General features: G+C 66.0%; 22 protein-coding genes and 1 pseudogene. 18 read left to right on the top strand and 5 right to left on the bottom strand.

What is annotated here, in order from left to right; all coding sequences use genetic code 11:
- Positions 1-180: 180 nt before the first annotated feature.
- The 5 genes from H9638_RS04260 (at position 181) to H9638_RS04240 (ending at position 5,678) form a co-directional block, all read left to right on the top strand.
- Positions 181-516, top strand: a complete 336-nt coding sequence (locus H9638_RS04260; protein ID WP_055240353.1) for a hypothetical protein — start codon at positions 181-183, stop codon at positions 514-516.
- Between the two features lie 33 nt (positions 517-549).
- Entirely contained in the window at positions 550-855 is a 306-nt protein-coding gene (locus tag H9638_RS04255; RefSeq protein ID WP_191745969.1) for a pore-forming ESAT-6 family protein, read from the top strand.
- A 3-nt stretch (positions 856-858) separates the two neighbouring features.
- Entirely contained in the window at positions 859-1,242 is a 384-nt protein-coding gene (locus tag H9638_RS04250; RefSeq protein WP_191745968.1) for a DUF6507 family protein, read from the top strand.
- Positions 1,243-1,307: 65 nt separating this feature from the next.
- On the top strand, positions 1,308-4,259 hold the full coding sequence (locus H9638_RS04245; protein WP_191745967.1) for an ICP22 family protein: 2,952 nt from the start codon (positions 1,308-1,310) through the stop codon (positions 4,257-4,259).
- A 531-nt stretch (positions 4,260-4,790) separates the two neighbouring features.
- A complete protein-coding gene (locus H9638_RS04240; RefSeq protein ID WP_191745966.1) occupies positions 4,791-5,678 on the top strand; it encodes a hypothetical protein in 888 nt (295 codons plus the stop codon).
- 147 nt (positions 5,679-5,825) lie between these two features.
- On the opposite strand, the pseudogene H9638_RS04235 reads toward H9638_RS04240, so the two are convergent.
- Together H9638_RS04235 and H9638_RS04230 are read right to left on the bottom strand one after the other, a co-directional pair.
- A pseudogene (locus tag H9638_RS04235) lies at positions 5,826-7,089 on the bottom strand (RNA polymerase sigma factor).
- Positions 7,090-7,093: 4 nt separating this feature from the next.
- A complete protein-coding gene (locus H9638_RS04230) occupies positions 7,094-7,537 on the bottom strand; it encodes a YciI family protein (protein ID WP_191745965.1) in 444 nt (147 codons plus the stop codon).
- 173 nt (positions 7,538-7,710) lie between these two features.
- Here H9638_RS04230 and ligA point away from each other — a divergent pair, with 173 nt between their 5' ends.
- Together ligA and H9638_RS04220 are read left to right on the top strand one after the other, a co-directional pair.
- Positions 7,711-9,960, top strand: coding sequence for an NAD-dependent DNA ligase LigA (gene ligA, locus H9638_RS04225; RefSeq protein ID WP_318241777.1), 2,250 nt, complete (start codon positions 7,711-7,713; stop codon positions 9,958-9,960).
- Positions 9,957-10,766, top strand: a complete 810-nt coding sequence (locus H9638_RS04220; protein ID WP_191745964.1) for an inositol monophosphatase family protein — start codon at positions 9,957-9,959, stop codon at positions 10,764-10,766. Before ligA ends, H9638_RS04220 begins: the two co-directional genes overlap by 4 nt.
- Before the next feature lie 19 nt (positions 10,767-10,785).
- On the opposite strand, the gene H9638_RS04215 is transcribed toward H9638_RS04220, so the two are convergent.
- The gene (locus tag H9638_RS04215) at positions 10,786-11,037 is read right to left on the bottom strand and encodes a hypothetical protein (protein WP_191745963.1); all 252 of its coding nucleotides are present in this window, start codon (positions 11,035-11,037) and stop codon (positions 10,786-10,788) included.
- Between the two features lie 294 nt (positions 11,038-11,331).
- On the opposite strand from H9638_RS04215, the gene H9638_RS04210 reads away from it, so the two are divergent.
- From H9638_RS04210 to H9638_RS04170, 9 genes are all read left to right on the top strand, one after another.
- Positions 11,332-11,778 carry a TraR/DksA family transcriptional regulator gene (locus tag H9638_RS04210; RefSeq protein ID WP_191745962.1) on the top strand — a complete coding sequence of 149 codons (447 nt, stop codon included), beginning with the start codon at positions 11,332-11,334 and terminating at the stop codon, positions 11,776-11,778.
- A 141-nt stretch (positions 11,779-11,919) separates the two neighbouring features.
- Positions 11,920-12,414, top strand: a complete 495-nt coding sequence (locus H9638_RS04205) for a GNAT family N-acetyltransferase (RefSeq protein WP_191745961.1) — start codon at positions 11,920-11,922, stop codon at positions 12,412-12,414.
- A 132-nt stretch (positions 12,415-12,546) separates the two neighbouring features.
- Positions 12,547-12,843: an Asp-tRNA(Asn)/Glu-tRNA(Gln) amidotransferase subunit GatC gene (gene gatC / locus H9638_RS04200; protein ID WP_191745960.1), complete on the top strand. Its 297-nt coding sequence runs from the start codon at positions 12,547-12,549 to the stop codon at positions 12,841-12,843.
- A 7-nt stretch (positions 12,844-12,850) separates the two neighbouring features.
- Positions 12,851-14,353: an Asp-tRNA(Asn)/Glu-tRNA(Gln) amidotransferase subunit GatA gene (gatA, locus tag H9638_RS04195; RefSeq protein ID WP_191745959.1), complete on the top strand. Its 1,503-nt coding sequence runs from the start codon at positions 12,851-12,853 to the stop codon at positions 14,351-14,353.
- Positions 14,353-15,870: an Asp-tRNA(Asn)/Glu-tRNA(Gln) amidotransferase subunit GatB gene (gatB, locus tag H9638_RS04190; protein ID WP_191745958.1), complete on the top strand. Its 1,518-nt coding sequence runs from the start codon at positions 14,353-14,355 to the stop codon at positions 15,868-15,870. Before gatA ends, gatB begins: the two co-directional genes overlap by 1 nt.
- 186 nt (positions 15,871-16,056) lie before the next feature.
- Positions 16,057-16,953: an aminoglycoside phosphotransferase family protein gene (locus tag H9638_RS04185; protein WP_191745957.1), complete on the top strand. Its 897-nt coding sequence runs from the start codon at positions 16,057-16,059 to the stop codon at positions 16,951-16,953.
- Between the two features lie 21 nt (positions 16,954-16,974).
- Positions 16,975-17,775 (top strand): protein phosphatase 2C domain-containing protein, encoded by an 801-nt coding sequence (locus H9638_RS04180; RefSeq protein ID WP_191745956.1) that lies wholly within the window; start codon positions 16,975-16,977, stop codon positions 17,773-17,775.
- Positions 17,768-18,859, top strand: a complete 1,092-nt coding sequence (locus H9638_RS04175; protein ID WP_191745955.1) for an NAD(P)/FAD-dependent oxidoreductase — start codon at positions 17,768-17,770, stop codon at positions 18,857-18,859. Before H9638_RS04180 ends, H9638_RS04175 begins: the two co-directional genes overlap by 8 nt.
- A 185-nt stretch (positions 18,860-19,044) precedes the next feature.
- Positions 19,045-19,986 carry a hypothetical protein gene (locus tag H9638_RS04170; RefSeq protein WP_191745954.1) on the top strand — a complete coding sequence of 314 codons (942 nt, stop codon included), beginning with the start codon at positions 19,045-19,047 and terminating at the stop codon, positions 19,984-19,986.
- Positions 19,987-20,216: 230 nt separating this feature from the next.
- Here H9638_RS04170 and H9638_RS04165 read toward each other — a convergent pair whose 3' ends face one another.
- Together H9638_RS04165 and hutH are read right to left on the bottom strand one after the other, a co-directional pair.
- A complete protein-coding gene (locus tag H9638_RS04165; protein WP_191745953.1) occupies positions 20,217-20,522 on the bottom strand; it encodes an acylphosphatase in 306 nt (101 codons plus the stop codon).
- A gap of 9 nt (positions 20,523-20,531) precedes the next feature.
- Positions 20,532-22,106 carry a histidine ammonia-lyase gene (gene hutH / locus H9638_RS04160; protein WP_318241776.1) on the bottom strand — a complete coding sequence of 525 codons (1,575 nt, stop codon included), beginning with the start codon at positions 22,104-22,106 and terminating at the stop codon, positions 20,532-20,534.
- Positions 22,107-22,264: 158 nt separating this feature from the next.
- Here hutH and H9638_RS04155 point away from each other — a divergent pair, with 158 nt between their 5' ends.
- Together H9638_RS04155 and H9638_RS04150 are read left to right on the top strand one after the other, a co-directional pair.
- A complete protein-coding gene (locus H9638_RS04155; RefSeq protein ID WP_191745952.1) occupies positions 22,265-23,050 on the top strand; it encodes a CPBP family intramembrane glutamic endopeptidase in 786 nt (261 codons plus the stop codon).
- A 6-nt stretch (positions 23,051-23,056) separates the two neighbouring features.
- Positions 23,057-24,895, top strand: a complete 1,839-nt coding sequence (locus H9638_RS04150; RefSeq protein ID WP_191745951.1) for a glycoside hydrolase family 2 protein — start codon at positions 23,057-23,059, stop codon at positions 24,893-24,895.
- Positions 24,896-24,943 lie beyond the last annotated feature (48 nt).

Here is a 24,943-nt window from a genome sequence, read left to right as displayed (position 1 = left end):
CAGTCCGGGCAGAGGCTCCTGACATGGGTAGTTCTGCCCATGCCAGCCGCTTGACCGCGGACAGGCGGGCCGATTGGATGATGGAGTACCGCTCAGCGGAACGGCCTGGCAACTGCGGGACCGGCCGGCAGCGGGGGGAATGACCGGACGAGGGCACGCAGGTGCCGAAGGTGGTTTGACATGAAATTCGATATGGGGTCCTCGACCCTTGGAACGCTCACGCAGCAGACCGGACACTCCAACGAAGACCTGGGCCAGCTGGTCCGGAACCTGATGGATGCGGTGACGCCGCTGCAGGGCAAGTTCAACGGTCAGGGCCGGGTGCGCTTCGACGAGTTCAAGGCACGCACGGATGAAATCGCGAATGAGCTCAACAGCTCACTCTCAGCGATCCTGATGGGCCAGTCCGAGATGGACCGGTCCTTCCAGATGGGTGACCAAGAGTCCGCGGACAACGCAGCGCAGCAGCAGGGTGCGGCCAGCTTCGACGCCGCCCGCTTCGGCTCTTCGCGCTAAGCCCCTTCCCAACCGTTTTCGAAAGGAATTGCCATGTCCCAGGATCGTTTGAGCTATGACACCGATACTTCTGCCGCCGTGCAGGGCGATATCCAGAGCATTGTCGCCCGGCTGGAGTCGCTGATCGGCGAACGTGAAAAGGCCGTGAACGCGGCCATGTCCGACTTCCAGGCCGACGGCGTCTCCGAGGAGTACCAGGCGGTGGAAAACCGTTTCCGGAACGCCGCCAATGAGACCCGCAACATCATTGCCCTGGTCAAGCAGACGCTGAACCTTAATGACCAGACCGCCTCCAGCGCCGGATCCCGCGCCAAGAGCGCCGTGGCGAACATTGGCTAGCAGATGAGCTACAACGTCAGCCCGGAGGCTGTGTCAGGGGTGCTGCAGGAAGTGGCACCCCTGCTTGAGGGCTACGGCACCCAGTTTACCGCTGTCGGTGAGCGGCTCTCAGAGCTTTCCGCGGCCTGCCTGGCCGAACCGGTCAGCGCCGAGTTGGGTGCCTTGACGGAAAAGATCATTAACCCTGCCTTCACGAACATCGCGGGACGCTCGTCAAACGCGCTGAATGCAGTGAACACCGTTCTGGGCATCCTTACCGCAGCGGATGCACAGATGGACGCCGATGCCCGCGAAGCATCAATGCAGGCCGCCCAGGCGGCAGCCGATGACCCGCCGCCGTCCGCCGAGCCGGCAGCCCACTACGGGCCGGGTCCGCAGCCCATCTAAGCTGGCCGCCGTCGTCCGTACTGACCTGTCTCGTTCCTGTTTCATTTGTTTACCCGGGGGAATCCATGAGCATCGACATCGCCGCCTTTGAGGCCGTGCTGCCTGATCCCGAAGCGATCCGCACCGCCGCCGCGGGCCTGGTCAGCTCTGTGGGCGAGGTCAGCACAACCGCAGCGGACTCGGCAGCGGCCTGGTCCCGGCTGCAGACGCCTTCGGTGTATGAGATCGCCGGTTCCGAGGTGGTGTACTCGGCCTTCGCACCGGTGACGACGTCGGCTGAAGGCCTGGTGACGGACGCCGGCACGGTCAATACCGCGGTGCTCGCCTACGCGGACACCGTGGACTCGCTGAAGACCCGGCTCAGTGCAGTCAAAGCCGACGCAGCCAACTTCTTCTCCCGGACCCGGGGCCGCAGCCAAGACGATTGGGATGACGACGAAGGCCTGATCCAGGCCGAGCAGAACATCATCGGGGACCTGAACCGGCTGTACTCGGATCTCCAGGAAGCCCAGCGCGTCTGTGCCAACGCGATCAGCGGCATCTACGGCGGACCGAAGTATGTGCTGACCACCGAAGAAGGCGCCGGCACCGGCGAAGTGGAGTTCGGCTTCAGCGGGGAACAGCTGGACGCCGCTGCGGTGGAAGGCAACGTGCCGTGGGGCCAGCCCACCGAATGGGACAAGCCCTGGTACCGGGACGCCTGGGACGGCGTGGCATCCTTCGGCAAGGGTGTGTGGAGCGGGGTCACCGGGACGGTGACCGGCCTGGGCAACATGGTGGGACTGGGTGGCGGTGAAGCGTTTGCCCAGACCTGGAAGGGCCTTGGCACGCTGGCGCTGAACGCGGCGATCGTGACCAGCCCTGTGGTCCAGTTGGCGATGCACGCCAGCGGCAACGGAGACCGGGTGAAGCAGGCCGGCGAGGAGCTGCTGGCGGTGGGTAAGGCGGCGATTCACTGGGATGAGTGGCAGACCGATCCCGCGTATGCGGCCGGTGCCACCACCTTTGATCTGGCGTCGATCCTGTTGACGGCCGGTGCAGGTGCGACGGCGAAGGTCGGCTCGGTGGCGGGCAAGATCGGCGACGTGGCGAACGCCAGCGGGAAGGTGTCCGCCGTCGTTAATGCCACCGGTATCGGCAAGGTTGCCGGAGTCACGGTGAAGGTCACGGACGCGGCGCAGGCGTTCAAGATCAATGCGATCACCACCGTGGTGGATACCTCGAAGGTGGCAGTGGGGAAGGTCGGTGCTGCGTGGCAGGCGGCGGATCAGTTCCTGATCGATTCCGGTAAGTCTGCGCTGAACAAGGTCGACGACGCGCTGGCGAATGCCGGCAATAGTCGTTTCGGAACTCCGGCGCTGGCTGGTGCCGGGGGTGGCGGCAGTACGCGGGTGATGGCGTTCACGCCGGAACCGCCTCCGGCCCGGACCGGTGGCGGTTCGGGGTCTTCGGGGGCTGCGGCGACGCATACTGGGGCGGGTTCCACATCCGGAACCACGACGCCGGACGCCACGCGGCCTGGTGCCACGGCCGGAACGACGCCGGACGCAACGCGTGCGCCGAAGACACCGGAGGCCCCGGTCCGGAACACCGTTCCTGAGGCAGAAGCGCCCGGAAGCGGCAAGGGTTCTGCCCCGGAGGCCCCGGCCCGCAGCAACGGCACTGATGCTGACACCACCGCCGGGAAACCGGGCACGCCCGGCCATGCCGTGCCGGAGGACCTCACCCCGGCCAACCGGACCACCGAGACTCCGGGTCCCGCGGCTCACCTTGATGCCGACGATGCCCGCCCCGGTGTCAAGGGCGAGACTGACGACGTGCGGCCCGGCGCGGCTGCTGTTGATGAAGCTCCCGGTGGCACGCGGACCGGTGAGGGTACCGAAGGTGCTGATTCCTCCGCAGTCGGGCCGGACGGCCCGGAGGCACCCGGTGCTCCTACCCCCAAGCCCGTTGTGCACTATGACGCCGATGGCCGTCCGGAGACGGTGGACCTCGGGGACCGTACGCATACGGTCTCGACCCGGAACGATCAGATTTCCCAGCTCACCCGGTCCCTGGATCCCGTGACGTGGAAGGACCCGGACGGGTTCCTGGCCACCCATCTTTCACCGGCGGAGTTTCAGGCGCTGGACGCGCTGCGCGGACCGGACGGGAAACTGCCCCCGAATGTTGTGGAGACGCAGGTCGCGGATCTGTTGGAGAGGGCTTTCGACGCTGAGACCCGGGGCCCGGTTCGCCCAGGTGTCAGCCCGCTGGAAAACGCACTGCGGGGAATCCCTACCCGCTACTACTATGACCTGACTGATGCCCAGGCCGTCCTTGTCCATGATGTCCGGCACCTGCTGGGCACAGGCGACGTGAACCAACCGTTCCAGAAGGTCTACAGTGCCGACGACGCCGCTCCAGTCCTCGCCAATACAGGCCCTGAGAAGTACCGCGGCAGCATGGGCGGATTCATTTCGCAGGCTTCCGACGCAGCAGATCTTCGTACAGTCGACGAGATCATCCTTGGCCTCCGGTTGGATTACATGAGTTTGGACCGAGATGGTGTGGCCATTCAACCGGTAAATATGCCGTTCAGGGCGGGACAGACGGAGGAAGTTTATGCCGTGCGCTTCATGGTCGATGAGAAAGTTTCCGACGGGATCGTGATCCCGGATAGTCCAAATCATGCCCGGGTGGAGGAGCTTCGGCGTGACCGGGCCGGAGAAGCTGAGCGAGACGCAGCTGGAGCTTCAACGGCACGGGATCGGGAAATGCAGGAGGCAGACGGGTTGCGGGAGGATGGCCTCATACATGAGGACGGCCACCCCAGGCGTGACTCCGCAGCATGGCCGAACAACGGTCTTGGATTGCCCAGTAGCAGGGTGGAACACACTCCCGTTATCCCGGAACTCGCAGCTCCTGACGGTGTCCCCCTTCAGGACGGAGCCGAAATGTGGCGTATCGACCGTAACGGCAACGAGGCATTGGTGGGCATCTACGATTTGGTAAACCGTCAGTGGATTAGCCTGTAATTATGTGGACTGCTGATGGGACGAAACTAAGTGGTGACTACGGCATGTGGAAGGGGCGAGAGTACGAGCTTCGCTCGACGTCTCCGATACGCGGACTCATCTACCTGGTCCAGGAAGGAGGCGAACGCCCAGGTCCTGAGTGGAAAACCCATGAGCAGCCTAATGAGTTTCCACGGCCTTCAATCGCGTACACGCTTGGCGTCCCTCCAGATGAGGTGACCGATGTTCACGCCGTTCGCGCCTCGGGGGAGCTAAGGCCAGGACATGTAGTGAAAGTCCTGGCGGAGGACGCTCACGGAAATCTGGCAGTGGTGGCCGGGACAGGTTTCTCTGCCGAGGCAAAAATGGATCTGTTGAAGGAACACGGGTTTCACCCTTTTGCTAAGGACGAGCCAGTAGGGCGTCAGCCGGTTTTTGGTTGGCTGCCAGCTGACATGGTCCTCAACGTCCGGTCCGAAGTTTATTGGCGGAAGAACGCCAGCTGATCCGTCAGTGCGATCCAACGTTTGTAATCCAGGGGGAAGACTAAACATGACGTTTTTTCAGAAGGCTTTAAATCCCACGCAGGTTGAGTTCCTGGTGGGTGGTAACCGGGACACTGTTTCGGGGTTTGTGGTGAACGCCGGCGACGCGGTGAATGCCCGGACGCCGGAGGACCTTTTTGAAGTTCATGGTCTGGATTTCCCGGGTACCCTGTGGGACCGGAGTGCGGGGTACGTTGATGTGCTGCGGTTCCAGGTGCCGTTGTCCATCCATGTGCATGATGCTGTGGGTCCGGAGTTTGTGGACCGTCCGCCGTTTACGGGGACGGGTTTCGCCGACTGGTCCGGTGGTGTGGTGCCGGTGTATTTCTTGGATGAGTGTGCGATTCCGCCGGGGGCGGAGTTGTGGCGGATCCGGGCCGGGGCGCCTGAGGAACTGTTGGCGGTTTATTTTGAGGTGGCCACTGGTTGGGGTGTGGCCGGCACGTCGGGCATTTCCCGGCCTGGCGTGCATACGCCGTCGCACATTCTGGGCTGGTCTGCGGTGTGGCGGGATCAGGTCTTCCGTGCTGATTTGGTGGATGAGGGCAGGGGCGTTGAATTGGCCGCCACGTCGGACCCCGGGGTGGAGGGCTTTGAGCAGACTCCGAAGGGGTGTTGGCGACGGACGGTGGGCGTGGGGGAGATCCAGGACTTTTACGAGCTGCTGGCGACGTGTTCGTGGCAGGGCGAGCCGTTCCGGATCACCGATGTTGCCCAGGGCGAGGAAGGGCAGGTTTATCGGTTGTTTTATACCGGGCATAACGCGGACCGGGCCGAGGCTCTGGGGCTGAACAAGGCCGATGCCGGGGTGTATTGGACGGTGGTTCCGGCGTCGCAGGTGCAGGACGTTCAGGTGGCGCAGAACCGTTTGCCGTCTCTGGCGTTCCGGGGTTAGCCGCGGGGTAAGCCCGTTGAATCAGCGAATGCCAGCAGCGGACGGTTCGGAAACTCCTGCACTGGCTGGTGCCGGCGGGGGGTGCCGATGTGGCGAAGGGTTTTGAGTTCAGTTGAGTAGATTGCGATTGGTCCCGCCACAGCGCTTTTACAGTCCCGCAGCGCGCCGCTGAAGCACTTCCTTTTCCCTATCGTTCCGGGCGAGCCCGGCTGCGGAAAGAAACTCCTCCCGCGCCTCTTCCGTCCGGCCCAGCCGGGACAGTAGCTCGGCCCGCACACTCGGCAGAAGATGCGAACCGCGGAGAGCGCCCGAGGCAGCCAGCCGGTCCACCAGCTCCAGCGCCGTCGCCGGTCCGGTGGCCATCGACACCGCCACGGCACGGTTCAGCTCCACCACCGGCGATGGTGCCAGCCGGCCCAAGGCCTCATACAGCAGCACAATCCGCGCCCAGTCCGTGGCCTCCACCCCCCGGGGCCGTCGCATGGCATTGGGCGATCGCGGCCTGCAGCGCATAGTTTCCCCGGCCCCGCCCCAGGGCGTCGGCCTGCGCCAGGGCAACCTGCCCGCGCTCGATCTGGCCCCGGTCCCACAGTGTGCGGTCCTGATCAGACAGCAGCACGGGGGAGCCATCCGCGCGGGTCCGGGCACGGAACCGGGAAGCCTGGAACTCCATCAGGGCCACCAGGGCGAGCGCCTCCGGCTCCCGCGGAACAAGCCGGGACAGCAGCCGCCCCAGCCGCAGAGCTTCCAACGCCAGATCCTGGCGCATCCACGCATTTCCCGACGACGCAGCGTACCCCTCCGTGAACAGAAGGTAGATCACCGCGAGCACGCCGCCGAGCCGGGCGCTCCACTCATTCGGCTCCGGAACGTCAAAGGGAACCCTGGCCGCGGACAGAGTCTTCTTCGCCCGGACAATCCGCTGCTGCACCGTGGCCACCGGAAGCAGGAACAGCCGTGCGATCTCCCCGGTGGACAGCCCGCCGACAGTCCGCAGGGTCAGGGCCACCTGCGCCTCCCGGGACAGCACCGGATGGCAGGCAACAAAAACCAGCTTCAGGACGTCATCCGGCAGCGGATCCCATTCCGGTGCGGCCGCATCCTCCAACCTCCTGCCCAGATCCGCGTAGCGGTCCTGCAGCCGTTCCGCCCGGCGCCAGGCATCGATCGCCCTGCGCTTGGCGACGGCGGTCAACCACGCAGCAGGGTTCCGCGGCACCCCCTCCACCGGCCACTGGACCAGCGCCTCGGCAACTGCCTCCTGGGCAACGTCCTCAGCGAGTCCCACGTCCCCGGTGGCCCGGGCCAGCGCCGCGACAATCCGCGCACCGTCAATCCGCCAGATGGCGTCGATCCGGTGGCGGACTGCCGCGGCCCCGGCTGCCTCACCCGTTGCTTCCAGAGGTCCCATAGGACTAAGCGTTCTCCGCGCGCAGCTTCTCTTCCTGCTCGCGCCAGCCTTCTTCCTTCTGGATGTACTCGTTGTCGGAGAAGTCCTCGAAGTCGGAGGAATCGGTAACCCGCCGGACTTCCAGCTTCGACCCCGGACCCAGCGGGCACCGGCTGGCCCACTCCGCTGCTTCCTCCTTCGAGGCCACCTGGATCATCCAGAAACCGTTGAAGAGTTCGTGGGTCTCGCCGTACGGGCCGTCAGTGACCAGCGGCGGATCCTGGGAGAAGTCGACGACGAAGTTGGCCTCCTCCGTCACCTCGGCCAGCCCTTCTCCCGCCAGCAGGACCCCGGCGTTGATCATCGACTCGTTGTAGGCGCCCATCCGGTTGATCATTTCCTCGAACGGCATGCTTTTGGACGCCTCAAGTGCTGCATCAGTAGCCCGCATGATCATCATGTACTTCATGGCATTCTCCTGCTCGTTAGGGGAGCGCTTTGTGCGCCTCCTACTATGCCGTCGAACGGCGGGGCTGGATATCGACGGCGCCGGGAATTTTTTCACCCAGACCGGGGACGCACCATCCCCAACGTCCGCAGCAAAGCTCCCAACGCCGTCGTACATACGGCAAGATTGGACAGGTGAGCACAGCTAAGACATCCCCGGAAGAAGCCGTCGACGCCGTCAGCACGGATACGCCGCCCAGCGGCGGCCTGCGCGAAGAGTATGAGGCGCTCTCTGATCAGGTGCGCAAGTACCGGTTCGCGTACTACAACGAGGACGCCCCGCTGGTCTCCGATGCCGAGTTCGACGAGCTGTACCGCCGGCTCGAAGAACTGGAGGCGCTGCACCCGGAGCTGGTGACCAACGATTCGCCCACCCAGGAAGTCGGGGGAGAGGTCTCCGCGGCCTTCGCTCCGGTGGAACACCTGTCCCGGATGTACAGCCTGGAGGACGTTTTCTCCCTGGATGAACTTGATGCCTGGGTGAAGCGTGCCGAAGCCTCCATCGCGTCCATCGCCCCGGGGTCGAAGGTTCAGTGGCTCACCGAACTGAAGATCGACGGCCTGGCAGTGAACCTGCTTTACCGCAATGGGGAACTGGTCCGCGCGGCCACCCGCGGAGACGGCACCACCGGTGAGGACATCACGCACAACGTGCTCACGATCGCCTCCATTCCGCGCCGTCTCAAGGGTGAGAACCTCCCGGCCGAGGTGGAAATCCGCGGCGAGGTGTTTATCCCGTCCAAGGAATTCGCGCGCCTGAACGAAACCATGGTCGAAGCGGGCAAAGCGCCCTTCGCCAACCCGCGCAACGCCGCCGCCGGCTCGCTGCGGCAAAAGGACCCCAGCGTTACCGCCCAGCGCCCGCTGAGCATGTACGTGCACGGCATTGGCGCAAGGGAAGGGCTCAGTGCCGCCAGTCAGTCTGAAACCTACGAGCTGCTCAAGGCCTGGGGGCTGCCCACCTCCCCGTACTACAAGGTGCTGGACACCTATCAGGAGGTGCTGGAGTTCATCGCCCACAATGGCGAACACCGGCACGACCTGGCGCATGAAATCGACGGCATCGTGGTCAAGGTGGACGACTTCGCCCTGCAGCGCGCGCTCGGCCACACCTCCCGGGTGCCGCGCTGGTCCGTGGCCTACAAGTACCCGCCGGAGGAAGTGAACACCAAGCTCCTGGACATCCGGGTCAATGTGGGCCGCACCGGCCGGGTCACGCCGTACGGGATCATGGAGCCGGTCAAGGTCGCCGGCTCCACTGTGGAGATGGCCACCCTGCACAACCAGGACGTGGTGAAGGCCAAGGGCGTGAAGATCGGTGACACCGTGGTGCTGCGCAAGGCGGGCGACGTGATTCCGGAGATCGTGGGCCCCGTCACCGCACTGCGCGATGGCAGCGAACGCGACTTCGTGATGCCCACCCACTGCCCCTCCTGCGGCACGGAGCTGAAGCCGGCCAAGGAAGGCGACGTCGATATCCGCTGCCCCAACGCCCGCTCCTGCCCGTCCCAGCTGCGCGAGCGGGTCTTCCACCTGGCCGGCCGGGGTGCCTTCGATATCGAGGCCCTGGGCTGGGAAGCGGCGATCGCGCTGACCTCGCCCGCGGAACCGGAGAATCCTCCGCTGACCAGCGAGGCCGGACTGTTCGACCTGAAAATCGAGGACCTGGCCGACGTCCGGATCGAACGGCCCAAGCGCTCCAAGGGCGTGGTGGTGGGTACCGAACTGGTGCCGTACTTCTACACCAAGGGCACCGCCAAAAAGCCGTCCGAGCCCTCGGCCAACACCCGCAAGCTCTTCGAGGAACTGGAAAAAGCCAAGTCCCAGCCGCTGTGGCGGGTCCTGGTGGCCCTGTCCATCCGGCATGTAGGCCCGACGGCGGCTCGCGCCCTGGCGACGGCCTTCGGCTCCATGGAGAACATCCGGGCAGCCACGGAAGAGCAGCTGGCGCACGTGGACGGCGTCGGGCCGACCATTGCCGCAGCGCTGGAGGAATGGTTCGCCGAGGACTGGCACGTGGAAATCGTGGACGCCTGGGCCCGGGCCGGCGTGCGGATGGCGGACGAGCGCGATGAAAGCCTGCCGCGCACCCTCGAAGGCCTGACGGTCGTCGTGACCGGGACGCTGCCGAACTTCAGCCGCGATGAGGCCAAGGAAGCGATCATCAGCCGCGGCGGCAAAGCCTCGGGGTCGGTGTCGAAGAAGACCGACTACCTGGTGGCCGGGGAGAACGCCGGCACCAAACGCGACAAGGCGGAGTCCCTGGGCGTCCCCATCCTGGATGAGGACGGGTTCCGGAGCCTGCTGGAGGGCACGCTCCAGACGGGGGCATCCGACGAAACCGCGCCCGCGGAGGCAGAACCTGTGGAGGAGACAAGCTCATGAGCCCCAACACCGGAACACCGGACCCGCTGGAACTGCTCGACGTAGCCCGCCAGGCGGCCGCTGCGGGAGCCGCCGTGCTCGCCAAGCGGTCAGAGGACAGCCTGAACGCGGTGAATAAGGGGGCTTCCGGAGACTGGGTCACCAACTATGACACGGAAGCCGAGTACGCGGTCCGCGAGGTGATCAACAAACTCCGCCCGTTCGACGAAATCACCGGTGAGGAACTGGAAGCGAGCGTGCCCGCGGAACCGTCCGGCATCCGCTGGTCCGTTGACCCACTGGACGGGACCACCAACTTCATCCGGAACATTCCCTTCTACGCCACGTCAGTGGCAGCGGTGAACAACGACGGCGAGTGGCTGGCGGGCGTCGTCCACGCCCCGGCCCTGGTACGCGTTTACTGGGCAGCCCGCGGCCACGGCGCCTGGCTGGCCGAGCGCGGGAGCCTGCGGCAGCTTTCCGGACCGGACCCGCAGCGAGCCGGGAAGCTGCTGGGAACCGGGTTTTCGTATGAACCGGACGTGCGGGCCGAGCAATACGGCGCGCTCGCAGACCTGACGGCGGGTTTCGCTGACCTGCGCCGGCTGGGCTCCGCGGCCCTGGACCTGTGCATGGTCGCCGACGGCACGCTCGACGCCTACATTGAGCGCGGCCTGAACGAACACGACTTCGCCGCCGGTGCGCTGATCGCCGAGGAGGCCGGCGCTACGGTCCACCGTCCGGGAACGCCGGCGCGGCGGATGGACGACGCCGAGCGGCTGGCCGCCGTGACAACGGCGTGGCTGGTGCCGCCGTCGGGGTTCTAGCGCCGCGCTGTGGGCGGAATCAGTACACGCCGGTCCAGGACGGCACTGCCATATCCGAATCGACAGTAATTTTGTTCCGGTCCATCACGATCACGTGGCCCTTCCAATAGTGGAAGTTGTCCACGACGGCGTCTTCCATCACCTGGACGATCACGCCCATGGTGCTGCAGCCATCGCAGCGGGACGCGCCCATCACTCGCAGCTTGACCGAACTCATGCCCTTTTGGCTGCGGACGATCATGCCCGGCGCCAACCGGATTTCCTGTTTCATTCCTACCCCCAGAGTCAGAACTCCGTTCCGAGACCAAGCAGGAACGGTGAAGCGAGACTAGCCAATCCAGCAGCTCAACGGGGCTGCCGCGCCTTACTGTTTCTGTGTTACGGAGAGAATTTCCGGTTCCTTGCGCGCGCCTTGAGCAGATCTTGAGCTTGAGCCTCAGCGAGGTGCAGCCGGGCGCTATTAAGCCCTGAGGAAAGCAGCACCCTTGGGTGATGGCCACAGGCTCCCGGGCGCGGATAATTGGGGGGATTCAGCACAGCTCCTTGGAACCCGGGAGGATGCATCATGACCCGTAAACTCACACCGGCAGCGCGGAAGTCAGCGCCCGCGGTCACTACCCGCGTCCCGGAACCCAAACCGCAAACACCCCTGGATCTGGACACGGAGCGGTTCGCCGCGATCATCGACGAGCACATTGCCGACGTCCGCATCAAAATCGACACTGTCCTGGCCGATATCCGCGAAGTCACGGCCGCTGCCAAGGACACTCCGGCGGATGACGAGCACGATCCGGAGGGCACCACGGTCTCGGTCGAACGTGCGAATGAAATGTCCATGCTGGCGGCCCTGGAGGCTTCACTGGCTGCACTGCTCCTGGCCCGGGTGCGGCTGGATGAAGGGGTGTACGGGATCTGTGAACGCTGCGGGGAGCCCATCCCGGAGGCCAGGCTGGAAATCCGGCCCGAAGCCCGGTTCTGCGTGGCCTGCTCTGCGGCGGCCAAGCGCCGCTGAGTCCTCGTGCTTTTGGCTCCCAGACCGTGGCCCTGTGTCAGGGGTCACCGGCGCCCAGGGCCTCCATCGACCGGACGGATGCCTGACTGCGGATAGAATTTACGCTGGAAATCAACCCCCACGTAAGGATCCGTAACACCCATGAGCATCACCGTCCGGCGGGCTACCCCAGCAGACTTTGAAGACATTCGCCGGATTACCCGTGAGGCTTATCTGAAGGCCGGGTTCATCGACGCGGACAATCCCTATGTCCAGGATCTCGAAAACGTGGAACACCGTGCCGAGCACGCAGAACTCTGGGTGGCCGAAAAGGACGGCGCCGTCGCCGGGTCTGCGGCAGTCACCTTCGCCGGCCAGCCCTACGCGGACATCGCGAACGACGGTGAACTGGAATTCCGTATGCTGGCAGTCGATCCTGCCGTGCAGCGCGGGGGAGTGGGCCGCGCCCTGGTCAGCGCCATCGTGGACCACGCCCGCAGCCTTGACGGCATCCACGCTGTGTCCCTGACCAGCATGACCAGCATGCTCGGGGCGCACAGCATGTACCTGTCCCTCGGTTTCGAACGGGTTCCGGAGCGCGACTGGACCGTTCCCGGCGAAGACTACGTCCTCTGGGTCTTCCGCCTGGAGCTGTAGGTCCGGCGGCGGCAGCCCCGGGTCATACCAAGCCCGGCGCGTCACGCCGCCGGAACTGTGCTGCCGTACGCCGTAGACTGGTAGGGATACCGGTGGAAGCCGAAAATACTGCATAAGACGCATGGGAGACTCATGTCTGAGATCAATCGTGAGGCGGTGGCGCATCTCGCGCGGCTGGCCCACATTGAGATGACCGATGACGAGCTGGCCAAAATGGCCGGCGAGCTCGACGTCATCGTGGATTCGATCAAATCCGTAAGCGAAGTTGCCGGTGACGATATCCCGGCCACCTCCCACCCGATCCCGCTGGTGAACGTGTTCCGCGAGGATGTGGTGGGGCAGACGCTGACCAATGAGCAGGCCCTGTCCGGCGCGCCGGACAGTGCTGAAGGCCGCTTCAAGGTCCCTGCCATCCTGGATGAGGAGTAAGACTTCCATGAGTGAACTGATTACCTCCAGCGCTGCCGTACTGGCAGAAAAGCTGGCCTCCCGCGAGGTTTCTGCCGTCGAGGTCACCCAGGCGCACCTGGACCGGATTGCCGCCGTCGACGGCGACATCCACGCGTTCCTGCACGTCAACACCGATGAAGCGCTCGAGGTTGCTGCCGGAGTGGACAAGGCCCGTGCCGCCGGCGAAGAGCTGCACACCCTGGCCGGCGTTCCCATCGCCATCAAGGACCTGATCGTCACGGTCGGCCAGCCGACCACGGCGGGCTCGAAGATGCTCGAAGGCTGGATGAGCCCCTACGACGCGACCGTGGTCTCCCGGATCCGGGCCGCCCGCATGCCCATGCTGGGCAAGACCAACCTGGACGAATTCGCCATGGGCTCCTCCACGGAGCACTCCGCGTACGGCCCCACCCGCAACCCGTGGGACCTGGACCGGATCCCCGGCGGGTCCGGCGGCGGTTCGGCAGCCGCCGTCGCCGCCTTTGAAGCACCGCTGGCCCTCGGCACCGACACCGGCGGCTCGATCCGCCAGCCGGCCTCCGTCACCGGTTCGGTGGGCGTGAAGCCGACCTACGGCGGGGTCTCCCGCTACGGTGCGATCGCCATGGCCTCATCACTGGACCAGATCGGTCCGGTCTCCCGCACCGTGCTGGACGCAGCGATGCTCCAGGAAGTCATTGGCGGACACGATCCCCGCGATTCGACCTCCCTCACCGACCCGGTGGGCAACCTGGTCGAAGCTGCCCGCAACGGCAGCGTGGCCGGGATGCGCATCGGCGTCATCAAGGAGCTGCAGGGTGAGGGCTACCAGCCCGGCGTGCAGGCCCGCTTTGATGAGTCCCTTGAACTGCTCAAGGACGCCGGCGCCGAGATCGTAGAGGTCTCCTGCCCCAACTTCAAGTACGCGCTGGGCGCCTACTACCTGATCATGCCGTCCGAGGCCTCCTCGAACCTGGCGAAGTACGACGGCGTCCGGTACGGCATGCGCCGCCTGCCCGCCGATCCGCCGCTCACCATTGAGCGCGTCATGGGCGCCACCCGCGCCGCCGGTTTCGGCGACGAGGTCAAGCGCCGGATCATCCTGGGCACCTACGCCCTGTCGGCCGGCTACTACGACGCCTACTACGGTTCGGCGCAGAAGGTCCGCACCCTGATCCAGCGCGATTTCAACGCTGCGTTCGCGCAGGCTGACGTGCTGATCTCCCCGACGTCGCCGAACACGGCGTTCAAGCTCGGCGAGAAGCTGGACGATCCGCTGGCCATGTACCTGAACGACGTCGCCACCATCCCGGCCAACATGGCCGGCGTCCCCGGCATCTCCATCCCCGGCGGCCTGGCCGACGGACTGCCGGTCGGCATCCAGTTCCTGGCGCCCGCCCGGGAGGACGTTCGCCTGTACCGTGCCGGAGCAGCCCTCGAAGGCCTGCTGGAGCAGAAGTGGGGCGGCCCGCTGCTGGCTTCGGCCCCCGTACTCGGAGGAGTGAAGTAATGTCCGTGCACACCCAGGAAGAAACCCTGCCTTACGACGAGGCAATCGAGAAGTACGATCCGGTGCTCGGGTTCGAGGTCCACGTGGAGCTCAACACCAAAACCAAGATGTTCTCCGACGCACCGAACGTCTTCGGCGATGAGCCGAACACCAACGTCACTCCGGTCTGCCTGGGCCTGCCCGGCGTGCTGCCGGTGGTCAACAAGACCGCCGTGGAGTACTCGATCCTGATCGGCCTGGCCCTGAACTGCAAGATCGCCGAATCCTGCACGTTCGCCCGGAAGCAGTACTTCTACCCGGACACGCCCAAGAACTTCCAGACCTCCCAGTACGAAGACCCCATTGCGTACGACGGCTGGCTGGACATCGAACTGGAAGACGGCGCCGTGTTCCGGGTTGAGATCGAGCGCGCCCACATGGAAGAGGACGCCGGAAAGCTGACCCACATGGGCGGCTCCGCCGGACGCATCCAGGGCGCCGATTTCTCCCTGGTGGACTACAACCGCTCCGGTGTTCCGCTGGTGGAAATCGTCACCAAGCCGATCGAAGGTGCCGGTTCGCGGGCACCTGAGCTGGCCAAGGCCTACGTGGCCGCCATCCGGGAAATCGTGAAGAACCTCGGTGTCTCCGACGCGAAGATGGAGCGCGGCAACGTGCGCTGTGACGCCAACGTGTCCCTGCGCCCGTACGGCCAGGAAAAGTTCGGTACGCGTTCGGAAACCAAGAACGTGAACTCGCTCCGCGCCGTCGAACGGGCCGTCCGCTTTGAAATCCAGCGGCACGCCGCCGTCCTGGATGCCGGCGAAAAGATTGTGCAGGAAACCCGCCACTGGCATGAGGACACCCGCTCGACGACGTCGGGCCGGCCCAAGTCCGACGCCGATGACTACCGGTACTTCCCCGAGCCGGACCTGCTGCCCGTGGTTACCACGCCGGAGTGGATCGAAGAGCTGCGCTCCCGCCTGCCCGAGCCGCCGGCCGAGCGCCGCAAGCGGCTGAAGACCGAGTGGGGCTACTCCGACGCCGAGTTCCGCGACGTCGTCAACGCCGGCGTGATGGAAGCCATCGAGGAGACCATCGCCGCCGGTGCCTCCGCGCAGGTGGCCCGCAAGTGGTGGATGGGCGAAGTTGCCCGCCGTGCCAAGGAAGCCGAAGTGGACCCGGTAGACACCGGCGTCACGCCCGAGCTGATCGTCGAGCTGGACCGCCTGGTCCAGGCCGGCAAGATCAACGACAAGCTGGCCCGCCAGGTCCTCGACGGTGTCCTCGCCGGCGAAGGCACTCCGGAGGAAGTCATCGAAAAGCGCGGCCTCGCCGTCGTCTCCGATGACGGTGCCCTGCTCGAGGCAATCGACGCTGCCCTCGCCGCAGCCCCGGACGTGGCGGACAAGATCCGCGGCGGGAAGGTGCAGGCCGTGGGTGCGATCGTCGGCGGCGTTATGAAGGCCACCCGTGGCCAGGCCGACGCCGGCCGCGTCCGCGAACTGATCCTCGAGCGTCTGGACGTGCAGGGCTAGCGCGCTCAGTCCGCCTTAGTCTGCCTCAGTCCGGCTTCCGTGCCGCGTGCCTCCCCTCCAGCGGGGAGCGCGGGCCCGGGAGCCGGTCTGCGTTAAGGCACCTGGCTGAGCACCTGACCCGGCACCGGACTGGGCACCTGACTGAACACCTGTCCGGGGGACGGGGCGCAGGGTAGGGTACTCAGCATGTCGACGGTCCCGGCCCAGCTTGCAGTGGATGCGGACCTGGTTCGTGCCCTGCTGCAAAGCCAGCATCCGCAGCTGGCCCACCACCCGCTGAGGGCCGTGGGCGATGGATGGGTGAACTACGTGTTCCGCCTCGGCCCGAACCTGGTGGTGCGCCTACCCCGCCGGGACAGCGTTGCCGGGCTGATGGCCAAGGAGCAGCGCTGGCTCCCCGAACTCACGGCGTCGCTGGACACCGGAACCTCCGTCCCGCTGTACATCGGCGCGCCGGAGGAGTCCTATCCGTATCCGTGGAGTGTCAGCGAATGGTTCGACGGGCTGGACGTCTCGCTCCAGCCGCGGGACCGGAACGTGGCACTGGCCGAGCCGCTGGGCGAATTCCTGAATACCTTCCACCGGGCAGCACCGCGGGACTATCCGCCCAACCCCATGGTGGGCGGGGCACTCGCCACCCGGAGCCATACCGTCCAGGAACGGCTGCGGTCCGGTATGGTGCCGCACGCGGCACGGATCGCCGAGATCTGGGAGCAGGCAGCTGGCCTTCCGTTCTGGAACGGTGAACCAGTGTGGCTGCACGGGGACCTGCATCCGGCCAACCTCATTGCCAAGGACGGAACCCTGCAGGCGGTCATCGACTTCGGGGATCTCACGGCCGGCGATCCGGCCACCGACCTGGCCGCAGCCTGGCTGGTTTTTGACGCCGCCGGACGCCGGCGTCTGCGGGAGTTCCTGGGCAGCCAGTACGACGGCGATCCTTCCGTCTGGCTGCGGGCGCGCGGCTGGGCGGTGTACATGGCGTCCAATCTCCTGGCGGGTGCCGAACGGCATCCGGGCCTGTACCTGGTGGGATCCGAGACGCTGATGGAGATCCTCACCGATGACCTGACCTGGCTTTAGGGCGCATGCCACAATGGGGTCATGCCCATCAGCTGGAGACATTCCGTCCGCGTCCAGACCGAAGGCGACGGGCATGTGAATGAAGACAGCTGCGGCTTCGCCGGCTCCAGCGCCTGGGTGATCGACGGGGCTACATCGCTGCTTCCCGAACTGGATCTTCCGGGCCCTTCCAATCCGTCCTGGTATGCCCGGACACTTGACCTGCTGCTGGCGGAAGCCGCCGGTTCTCCGCCCCTACCCGCACCCGGGGGATCGGTAGCCGGAGGGATCCTGGAGGATGCCCTGCGGCGGGTGGACGCAGTGGCCGAGGACCGTACCGCGGGGGAGCGGACCAGATTCCCGAGCGCAGCGCTTTGCCTGGCACAGCTGACCGGCGACGGCGTGGAGGTGCTGGTGCTCGCGGACTGCCACGCGGCCGTCGAGCTGGAGGACGGCTCCGTGGCCCACGTGACCAGCGAACCAGCCGACCTGCGCGTCCAGCGCGAAGATCCAGCCGGCCCCGAGCAGGCCCACGAGCTGCTCCGCCGGGACCGGGAACTGCGGAACACGCCCGGCCGCCTGTGGGTCGCCAGGAGGGAACCTGAAGCCGTACAGCACGCCCACCTGCAGCGTCTTCCTGCTCCGCGCCGCGTGGTCCTGGCCTCCGACGGCGCGTGGCGGGCCGTCGAACTGGGCCTGGTGGACGGACCTGCCGGCTTCCTGCGGGCAGCCTCGACGCCGATCGGCGCCCAGCGGCTGCTGCTTGACCTGCGCGCGCACCAACAGGCAGCCGGCGAGAAAGCCGATGACGCCACCATCCTGACGGTCGTGCCCGATGCCTAGTCCGGCCCCAGAGAACCAGATCCTGATTATCGGCGGCGGCATTGCAGGGCTGTCACTGGCCTCAGCGCTGGCCGGGCACACCGGCGTCGTACTCCTCGAAGCAGAGGCAGTGCTGGGTTACCACACCTCTTCCCGCTCCGCGCGGCAGCTGATCCCCAGTTACGGGCCCGCGCCCGTGCAGGACCTGACGTTGCGGACACTGGCTTTGATCCGGGAGATGGAAGCTGAGCTGCCGCAACCGATCCTCACGCCGCGTTCTTTCCTGCTGGTGGGTGGCGAGGAAGATGTCCGAGACCAGGCGAGTGGCCACATGCACCCGATCACCATGGCCGAGGCCGCCGGGCTGGCACCGGAACTGGACGCCGGCAGCTTCGAAGCCGCAGGCCTGGACACCACCTCTGTCTCCTGCGACACCGGCCGCCTGATGGACTGGCATCGGGCGCGGATTGAATCCTCAGGCGGCCGCATCCTGACCAGCCGCCGGGTCGAAGCCGCAGAGCGGACCGCTGCCGGGGACTGGCGGGTTACCGCGGCGGGGGAGCAGTTTGCTGCTGCCACCGTAGTGAACGCCGCCGGGGCCTGGGCCGACGGCATTGCCCAGCTCTTCGGCGTCCGCCCCAGGCGCCTGCAGCCCTACCGGCGGACCGCTGCGATCGTGGAGGCGGCCAACCCGCCTGCACCGGACGGGCCCATGGTGGCAAGCGCGCTGGAAACCTTCTACTACCGGCCCGATTCCGGAGGTGTGCTGGTCTCTCCTTCGGAAGCTGTCCCCAGCGGTCCGGAAGATGCCCGGCACCGTCCGGAGGACATCGACGCACTGATCGCCCTGGTGAATTCCGTGACATCCCTGGGGCTTGGCGAGGTCCGCCGCGCGTGGACAGGCCTGCGCACCGAGGCACCGGATGGTCTGCCTGTGGTGGGATTCGACGACGCCGTTCCCGGGTTCTTCTGGCTCGCCGGACAGGGCGGTTACGGGTTCCAAACCTCGTCCGGAATCGCCGAACTGGCCGCTGCGCAACTGCTCGGCACGCAGCCCCCTGTCGACGTCTCAGCGTCCCTCTCGCCCGCCCGCCCCGAGGTGTGAGCAAGATCTCATCAGCTGCAAGTAACAAATCGGTCAAAGGGTGCGGGAATGGTCATCAAGGTCCGCGGCGGTCCTTACAGTTGAAAGGCAGGCTGGCTCCGGCCAACTTCCACTTTTAGTCCTGCCGTTTTGTGCTTTGAGAGGTCTCATCAGTGCCAGATATTTTGCCGCCGCAGATTACAGGCGTGCAGCAGCGTCCCTTCTACGTCAAAGTGCGTTCCGTCTTGACGGTCGTCAGCACCATCTGGCTGATTCTGGCAATTGCGGGGTACGGTTTCTTCTCCGGCGGGACAACTTCGCTGGCCCTGTCACTGACCCTGATGTACGGCACAGGCATTGCCCTGCTGGTCGTCGCCTCGGCGCTTTACCGCCTGGTGAAGCGCTCTGCCGTCCACCGGACGGAGACCGCCCCGGACGACGCAGCTGCGGCCGTGTTCCTGGGTGCCACACGTTCCGCCACCGAGGAACTCATGGAAGCCCTGTTGCCGGCGCGCTACGACGGACGCCCCAGCAGCCCCCTCTCCAGCAGGCCCGCAACCGGCCGGCTGCAGACCGCAGCAGCCTCGGTGTCGGAGGAGCCCTCAGCCGCAATGCCGGCTTCGGGTGCCGGCTCCCAGCAAGCTGCCAAGAGCGACAAGCAGGCCCTTTATAAGCAGTCAGGCGGCAAGCAGTCCGGAGCTGCGCCTAAGCCTGCCGCGGCCAAGCCTGCCGCGGCCAAAACTGCCGTCAAGTCCTCCAAACCTGCGAAGCCTTCAGAGGCAGCGAAGTCTTCCGGAACTGCGAAGCCTTCCGGAGCTGAGGCTGCGGCCGAGTCCGCTGTGGCCAAACCCGCAGCCGTGAAATCGGCAGTAAATAAAAAGGCTGCCTCCAAGAAGAAGAAGCGCGGCAAGGCCAACAAGGCCGAGGGAATCCAGCCGGCCGGTAACCAGCAGCTCCCGGCCGGCGGCCAGAAGCCAGCAAAGCCAGAACCGTCCACGTCCCAGGGAGTCCGGAAGGAACCTGCGCCGAAGCAGGCCGCGCCGAATGCAGCTGCGCCTGGCAAAGCCGCGTCGAACAAAGCTGTGCCGGCTAAAGCGGTGTCAGCTGAGAAAAAGACCGATGAACGGGGTCTCAGGAAAGCAGCCTGAGCTCCTCGGGCCCGCAGCCCCAGGGGCTTCCGGCCGGTGGCTGGACCCGCTCTCAGGGAGTTGCCAGCTTGCTGACAGGAGCCTTCCAGAACGGTGCTTTAACGTAGTTAGTACCTCATAAGGGTGCGAGTGATGAATGGATAGCGTAGTGAACTATCCGGCGCCGGCAGACTAGGGTTGTTCCCCCCAACCAACCCACAGTCTGCCGGCGTTCTTCATGTCCGGCCACTTTAACCCGCGGCGAATCCCTCAAACTCTCCCGTGGCGGCGGACCGGTGCTCTTCGACGTCGTGCACCGCCCCTGGAGCCGACGGGGACCGCACCTGCTCCAGCAGCCCGTCCACGGCCGACGGCAGGCCTTCCGCCGTGATTAATACTGACCCGTCAGCGCGGTTGACCACCGTCCCGGTCAGTCCCAGCTTCAAGGCACGCCGCATGACCCAGTAGCGGAAGCCCACACCCTGAACCAGACCGTTGACTACTGCGGTAACCCGGATGGTGTTGCCCGGCCCGTCGAATGGCTGCTCTGAATCCATGCCCGCAGCTTAGTCGAGCGGCTTCTCCAGCACACTGTTCGCCGCTGCCAGCAGGCTGCCGTCTAAAACCAACGTGTAGACGGCTTCAATCTCCGGTGCCAGGAAACGGTCCGGACCCGGCCCTTGGACCTGGGTGCGGATGACGCTGCGCACGGCGGTGGACACCGGAGCGCTCCGGGCGGTGCCGATGCCGCCGTCGCGCATGTCCAGCGCACGGGCGGAAGTCAGCAGTTCCACGGCCAGCACCCGCGCCAGCCCGTCCAGCGCACGGCGCAGTTTCAGCCCAGCGGCCCAGCCCATCGAAACGTGGTCCTCCTGCATGGCAGAGGACGGGATGGAGTCGACTGAAGCGGGAACCGCCAGCCGCTTAAGTTCCGAAACGATCCCGGCCTGCGTGTACTGGGCGATCATGTGTCCGGAATCGACGCCGGGATCGTGGGCGAGGAACGGGTTCAGTCCGTGGCTGCGGTTGCGGTCCAGGAAGCGGTCAGTCCGCCGCTCGCTCATAGAAGCCACATCCGCGACGGCGATGGCGAGGAAGTCCAGGACGTAGCCCACCGGGGCGCCATGGAAATTACCGTTCGATTCCACGCGCCCGTCCACCGTGACCACCGGATTGTCGATCGCAGAGGCCCGTTCACAGGCCGCAACGTGTTCAGCGTGGGCGAGGGTGGACCGGGCCGCGCCATGCACCTGCGGAGCGCACCGCAGTGAGTAGGCGTCCTGGACCCGGGTGAACGTTTCACCGTTCTGCTCCTCCACCAGGGATGAGCCGGCGAGCACGGCCCGGATATTGGCTGCGGACTCCGCCTGCCCCGGCTGTGGACGCAGCCCCTGCAGATCTGCCGCGAAGACCGCGGCGGTGCCGAGCAGCCCCTCGACGCTCATGGCTGCGGCGATATCCGCGGTTGTGAGCAGCTGCTGCAGGTCCGCGATGGCCATGGTCAGCATCCCCAACATGCCGTCGGTGCCGTTGATCAGGGCCAGTCCTTCCTTCTCTTTCAGCTCCAGGGGTTCCAACCCAGCCGCCGCCAAAGCCTCGGACGCGTCCATGGCCTGACCGCCGGCGTCGCGCACCCGGCCTTCACCCATCAGCGCCAGCGCGCAGTGGGACAGGGGAGCGAGGTCCCCCGAACAGCCCAGCGACCCATACTCACCGATGACGGGGGTGATGCCCGCATTCAGCAGTGCCGCGTACGCCTGCGCGACGGCGGGGCGGACCCCGGTGCGCCCGGTCGCGAGCGTGGAGAGCCGGTTGACCATCAGCGCACGGACGACCTCACGGTCCACCTCCGTCCCCGTGGAAGCCGCGTGGCTGCGGATCAGGGAGCGCTGCAGCTCCGCCCGCTGTTCCGGAGGGATCTGCTTGGTGGCCAGTGCCCCGAAACCGGTGGAGACGCCGTAGTGGGGCAGCGTGTCCGCAGCAAGGGCATCAATGACCGCATGGGAGGACTCCATGGCGGCCAGGGCCTCCGGGGCCAGCTGGACCGCGGCGCCGCCCCGGGCGACGGCGAGGATTGAGGCGGGGTCGAGCGGGCCGGGGCCGATGGCCACGGTAACGGCGGTGCTTTGGGGGGAAATCACGAAACCTCACAATGCCTGGATCCGATGCGGCGTGCATCGGGAACGGAATCAAATGCCGAAGAATGGTACTGGCATTTCAACCAGTGAAATGCATTCCTCCGCCTTCCGCAAGCGTTCCTGCCCCGGCACAGGAGCCCCGGATCAGGCAGAATAGGCACATGCGCCCAGCCTCCACCGTTCCCGCCCCTGCCCTGGAACCGCGGGCACGCCGGAGAATCACCGCGGAAATCCTGATCGTGCTGGGGCTTTCGCTCGGCCAATCCGGTGTCTATGCGATCGTCCGGCTGGCGGACAAGATGACGCAGGGGCCGCTCGCCGGGCAAACCACCACGCTGAATCCAGTGCTGGCGCAGAGTCCGTTTTTCGATCTGCTGTACCAGCTGCTGGGAATTTTCTTCTCGCTGATGCCCGTGGCGCTGGTGCTGTTCCTGCTCACCGAACCCGGTAAGTCCGCCTTCCGGCGGATTGGATTCACGTTCTCGCGGCCGGTGCGGGACTTTGGCCTGGGCGTTGGGCTCGCGGCCGTGATCGGCGCAGGGACGCTCGGTGTGTACGCTGCCGGCCGGGCACTGGGAATTACGACGGCGCTCATTCCTGCGGCCTTGGATACCTACTGGTGGACCCTGCCGGTGCTGATCCTCTCAGCGCTGCGTCATGCCGTGCTGGAAGAGGTGATCGTGGTGGGCTACCTGTTCACCCGGCTCCGGGCACTGGGCTGGGGTGTGCCCGCCATGATCCTCACCAGTGCGCTGATCCGGGCCAGCTACCACCTGTACCAGGGGATCGGTCCCGGCATCGGCAACTTCGTGATGGGACTGATCTTCGGGTACGTCTATTACAAAATCAGGCGCGTGATGCCGCTGGTCATCGCCCACGCCCTGGTGGATATTGCCGGATTCGTGGGCTTTGCCCTGTTCGGCTCAGCCATTGGAATCGGAGACTAGCGCCGCATGGCCTTGAAAACAGTCTGGGGCGAGACCCTGGATCCCGGTAATGTCCTGCCGGAATACCCCCGGCCCCAGCTGGTCCGGGGGAACTGGAGTAGCCTCAACGGAAGCTGGGACTACGCCTTCACGCCTGCCGGGCATTCGGAGCAGCCAGAAGCCTGGGACGGGAAAATCCTGGTGCCGTTTTCGCCCGAAGCGCCGCTCTCCGGCGTCGAACGCCAACTGCAGCCGCAGGAAGCGCTCTGGTACCGGCGTACCTTTTCGGTGTCCGGCTTAGGTCCGGCGGATGCCGGGCGGGTCCTGCTGCATTTTGGAGCGGTTGACCAGTCCTGCGCCGTGACCGTGAACGGCCGCCCCGCAGGCACGCACGACGGCGGGTATCTGCCCTTCAGCCTCGATATCACCGACCTCCTGCTCCCCGGTCAGGAGCAGGAACTGGTGGTGCGGGTGCTCGACGGATCCGATACCACCGGAGCCTCCCGTGGAAAGCAAAAGCTGGAGCGCGGAGGCATCTGGTACACGGCGCAGTCCGGAATCTGGCAGACCGTCTGGCTGGAGACAGTTCCCCCGACCTGGATCCAGGACGTGGTGATGACGCCCTTGGCGTCGCTGGATGCTGCTGACTTTACGGTTTATGCCGGTACGGCCGCCGGGGTGGACACAGGGCAGGTAGTTGCCCCGGGGACGGTTCCAGATGGGAACCACAGTGGCATCGGTGCTGACAGCGCGGAAATCGTGGTGACAGCCGACGGCGTCGAAGTGGCCCGCGGAACAACGGCGCCAGGGGAGCCGCTGCGCCTGCAGGTGCCGCGCCCGCGGGTGTGGAGTCCGGAGGATCCCTTCCTGTACTCGGTGAGCGTCCGGCTGGGGCAGGACACGGTGCAGAGCTACTTCGGCCTGCGCACCTTCGGGGTTGGGCGGGACGGGCGCGGGCATCAGCGGCTGCTGCTCAACGGGCGCCCCTACTTCCATGCCGGAGTGCTGGACCAGGGGTACTGGCCTGACGGGCTCTACACTGCTCCGGCGGACGCAGCCATGGTCCACGACATCCAGACCGCCAAGGACCTGGGGTTCACGATGCTGCGGAAGCACATCAAGATCGAACCGCTGCGCTGGTACTACCACTGCGACCGGCTCGGCATGCTGGTCTGGCAGGACCTGGTCAACGGCGGCCTCGGAAACGGCCGGGCGCCGGAACTGCTGCCGCTTCCGGGCCGCGGCAGCCGCAGCGACCGCCGGTACGCCAAGTTCGGGCGCAGCGATGCAGCCGGGCGGGAAACCTTCCGGCGGGAAATGCGGGAGACGGTGGAACTGCTGCGCAGCGTGCCCAGCCTCGCAATGTGGGTCCCCTTCAACGAAGGCTGGGGCCAGTTCGACGCCGCTGCCATTGCCGCGGAGCTGCGGGACCTGGACCCCACCCGCGGAATCGACCACGCCAGCGGCTGGCACGATCAGGGCGCCGGAGACACCAAAAGCCTGCACGTCTACGCTGTCCACTTCCACATCCGCAAACGCTGGCAGCGTGATCCCCGCGCGATCGTGCTTTCCGAATACGGCGGCTTCAGTCTCCCGGTACCCGGGCACACCTGGAACAGCAAGGTCTTTGGCTACGGAAAAACCCTGCACAGCCGGCAGGAACTCGAACGCGCCTTCACCGAACTGCACCGGACCCAGATCGAACCGGCCGTGGGGCAGGGGCTGGCCGCCACGGTCTACACCCAGCTAAGCGATGTCGAGGACGAAGTCAACGGGCTGCTCACCTACGACCGGAAGATCCTGAAGCTTGACCCGGGCATGGTCCGGGAGGTCAATGCTGCGCTGGTCCGGGGGTTGTCGGCGTAGGGGTGTGTGCATGACGGGGACTGCTGCCGGTTTGGGACATTGCTGCCG

Source organism: Arthrobacter pullicola (genome assembly GCF_014836875.1).
Lineage (GTDB): Bacteria > Actinomycetota > Actinomycetes > Actinomycetales > Micrococcaceae > Arthrobacter_B > Arthrobacter_B pullicola.
This window is presented reverse-complemented; position numbering and strand designations above follow the sequence as displayed.

What these genes read in the sequence shown, in the direction of transcription:
- H9638_RS04240 (WP_191745966.1), top strand. Translation starts at nt 4,791, where the DNA reads ATGACGTTTTTTCAGAAGGCTTTAAATCCCACGCAGGTTGAGTTCCTG.
- H9638_RS04245 (WP_191745967.1), top strand. Translation starts at nt 1,308, where the DNA reads ATGAGCATCGACATCGCCGCCTTTGAGGCCGTGCTGCCTGATCCCGAA.
- gatC (WP_191745960.1), top strand. Translation starts at nt 12,547, where the DNA reads ATGTCTGAGATCAATCGTGAGGCGGTGGCGCATCTCGCGCGGCTGGCC.
- H9638_RS04180 (WP_191745956.1), top strand. Translation starts at nt 16,975, where the DNA reads ATGCCCATCAGCTGGAGACATTCCGTCCGCGTCCAGACCGAAGGCGAC.
- H9638_RS04260 (WP_055240353.1), top strand. Translation starts at nt 181, where the DNA reads ATGAAATTCGATATGGGGTCCTCGACCCTTGGAACGCTCACGCAGCAG.
- H9638_RS04165 (WP_191745953.1), bottom strand. Translation starts at nt 20,522, where the DNA reads ATGGATTCAGAGCAGCCATTCGACGGGCCGGGCAACACCATCCGGGTT.
- H9638_RS04255 (WP_191745969.1), top strand. Translation starts at nt 550, where the DNA reads ATGTCCCAGGATCGTTTGAGCTATGACACCGATACTTCTGCCGCCGTG.
- H9638_RS04205 (WP_191745961.1), top strand. Translation starts at nt 11,920, where the DNA reads ATGAGCATCACCGTCCGGCGGGCTACCCCAGCAGACTTTGAAGACATT.
- gatA (WP_191745959.1), top strand. Translation starts at nt 12,851, where the DNA reads ATGAGTGAACTGATTACCTCCAGCGCTGCCGTACTGGCAGAAAAGCTG.
- gatB (WP_191745958.1), top strand. Translation starts at nt 14,353, where the DNA reads ATGTCCGTGCACACCCAGGAAGAAACCCTGCCTTACGACGAGGCAATC.
- H9638_RS04150 (WP_191745951.1), top strand. Translation starts at nt 23,057, where the DNA reads ATGGCCTTGAAAACAGTCTGGGGCGAGACCCTGGATCCCGGTAATGTC.
- H9638_RS04155 (WP_191745952.1), top strand. Translation starts at nt 22,265, where the DNA reads ATGCGCCCAGCCTCCACCGTTCCCGCCCCTGCCCTGGAACCGCGGGCA.
- H9638_RS04220 (WP_191745964.1), top strand. Translation starts at nt 9,957, where the DNA reads ATGAGCCCCAACACCGGAACACCGGACCCGCTGGAACTGCTCGACGTA.
- H9638_RS04185 (WP_191745957.1), top strand. Translation starts at nt 16,057, where the DNA reads ATGTCGACGGTCCCGGCCCAGCTTGCAGTGGATGCGGACCTGGTTCGT.
- H9638_RS04210 (WP_191745962.1), top strand. Translation starts at nt 11,332, where the DNA reads ATGACCCGTAAACTCACACCGGCAGCGCGGAAGTCAGCGCCCGCGGTC.
- H9638_RS04175 (WP_191745955.1), top strand. Translation starts at nt 17,768, where the DNA reads ATGCCTAGTCCGGCCCCAGAGAACCAGATCCTGATTATCGGCGGCGGC.
- H9638_RS04230 (WP_191745965.1), bottom strand. Translation starts at nt 7,537, where the DNA reads ATGAAGTACATGATGATCATGCGGGCTACTGATGCAGCACTTGAGGCG.
- H9638_RS04250 (WP_191745968.1), top strand. Translation starts at nt 859, where the DNA reads ATGAGCTACAACGTCAGCCCGGAGGCTGTGTCAGGGGTGCTGCAGGAA.
- H9638_RS04215 (WP_191745963.1), bottom strand. Translation starts at nt 11,037, where the DNA reads ATGAAACAGGAAATCCGGTTGGCGCCGGGCATGATCGTCCGCAGCCAA.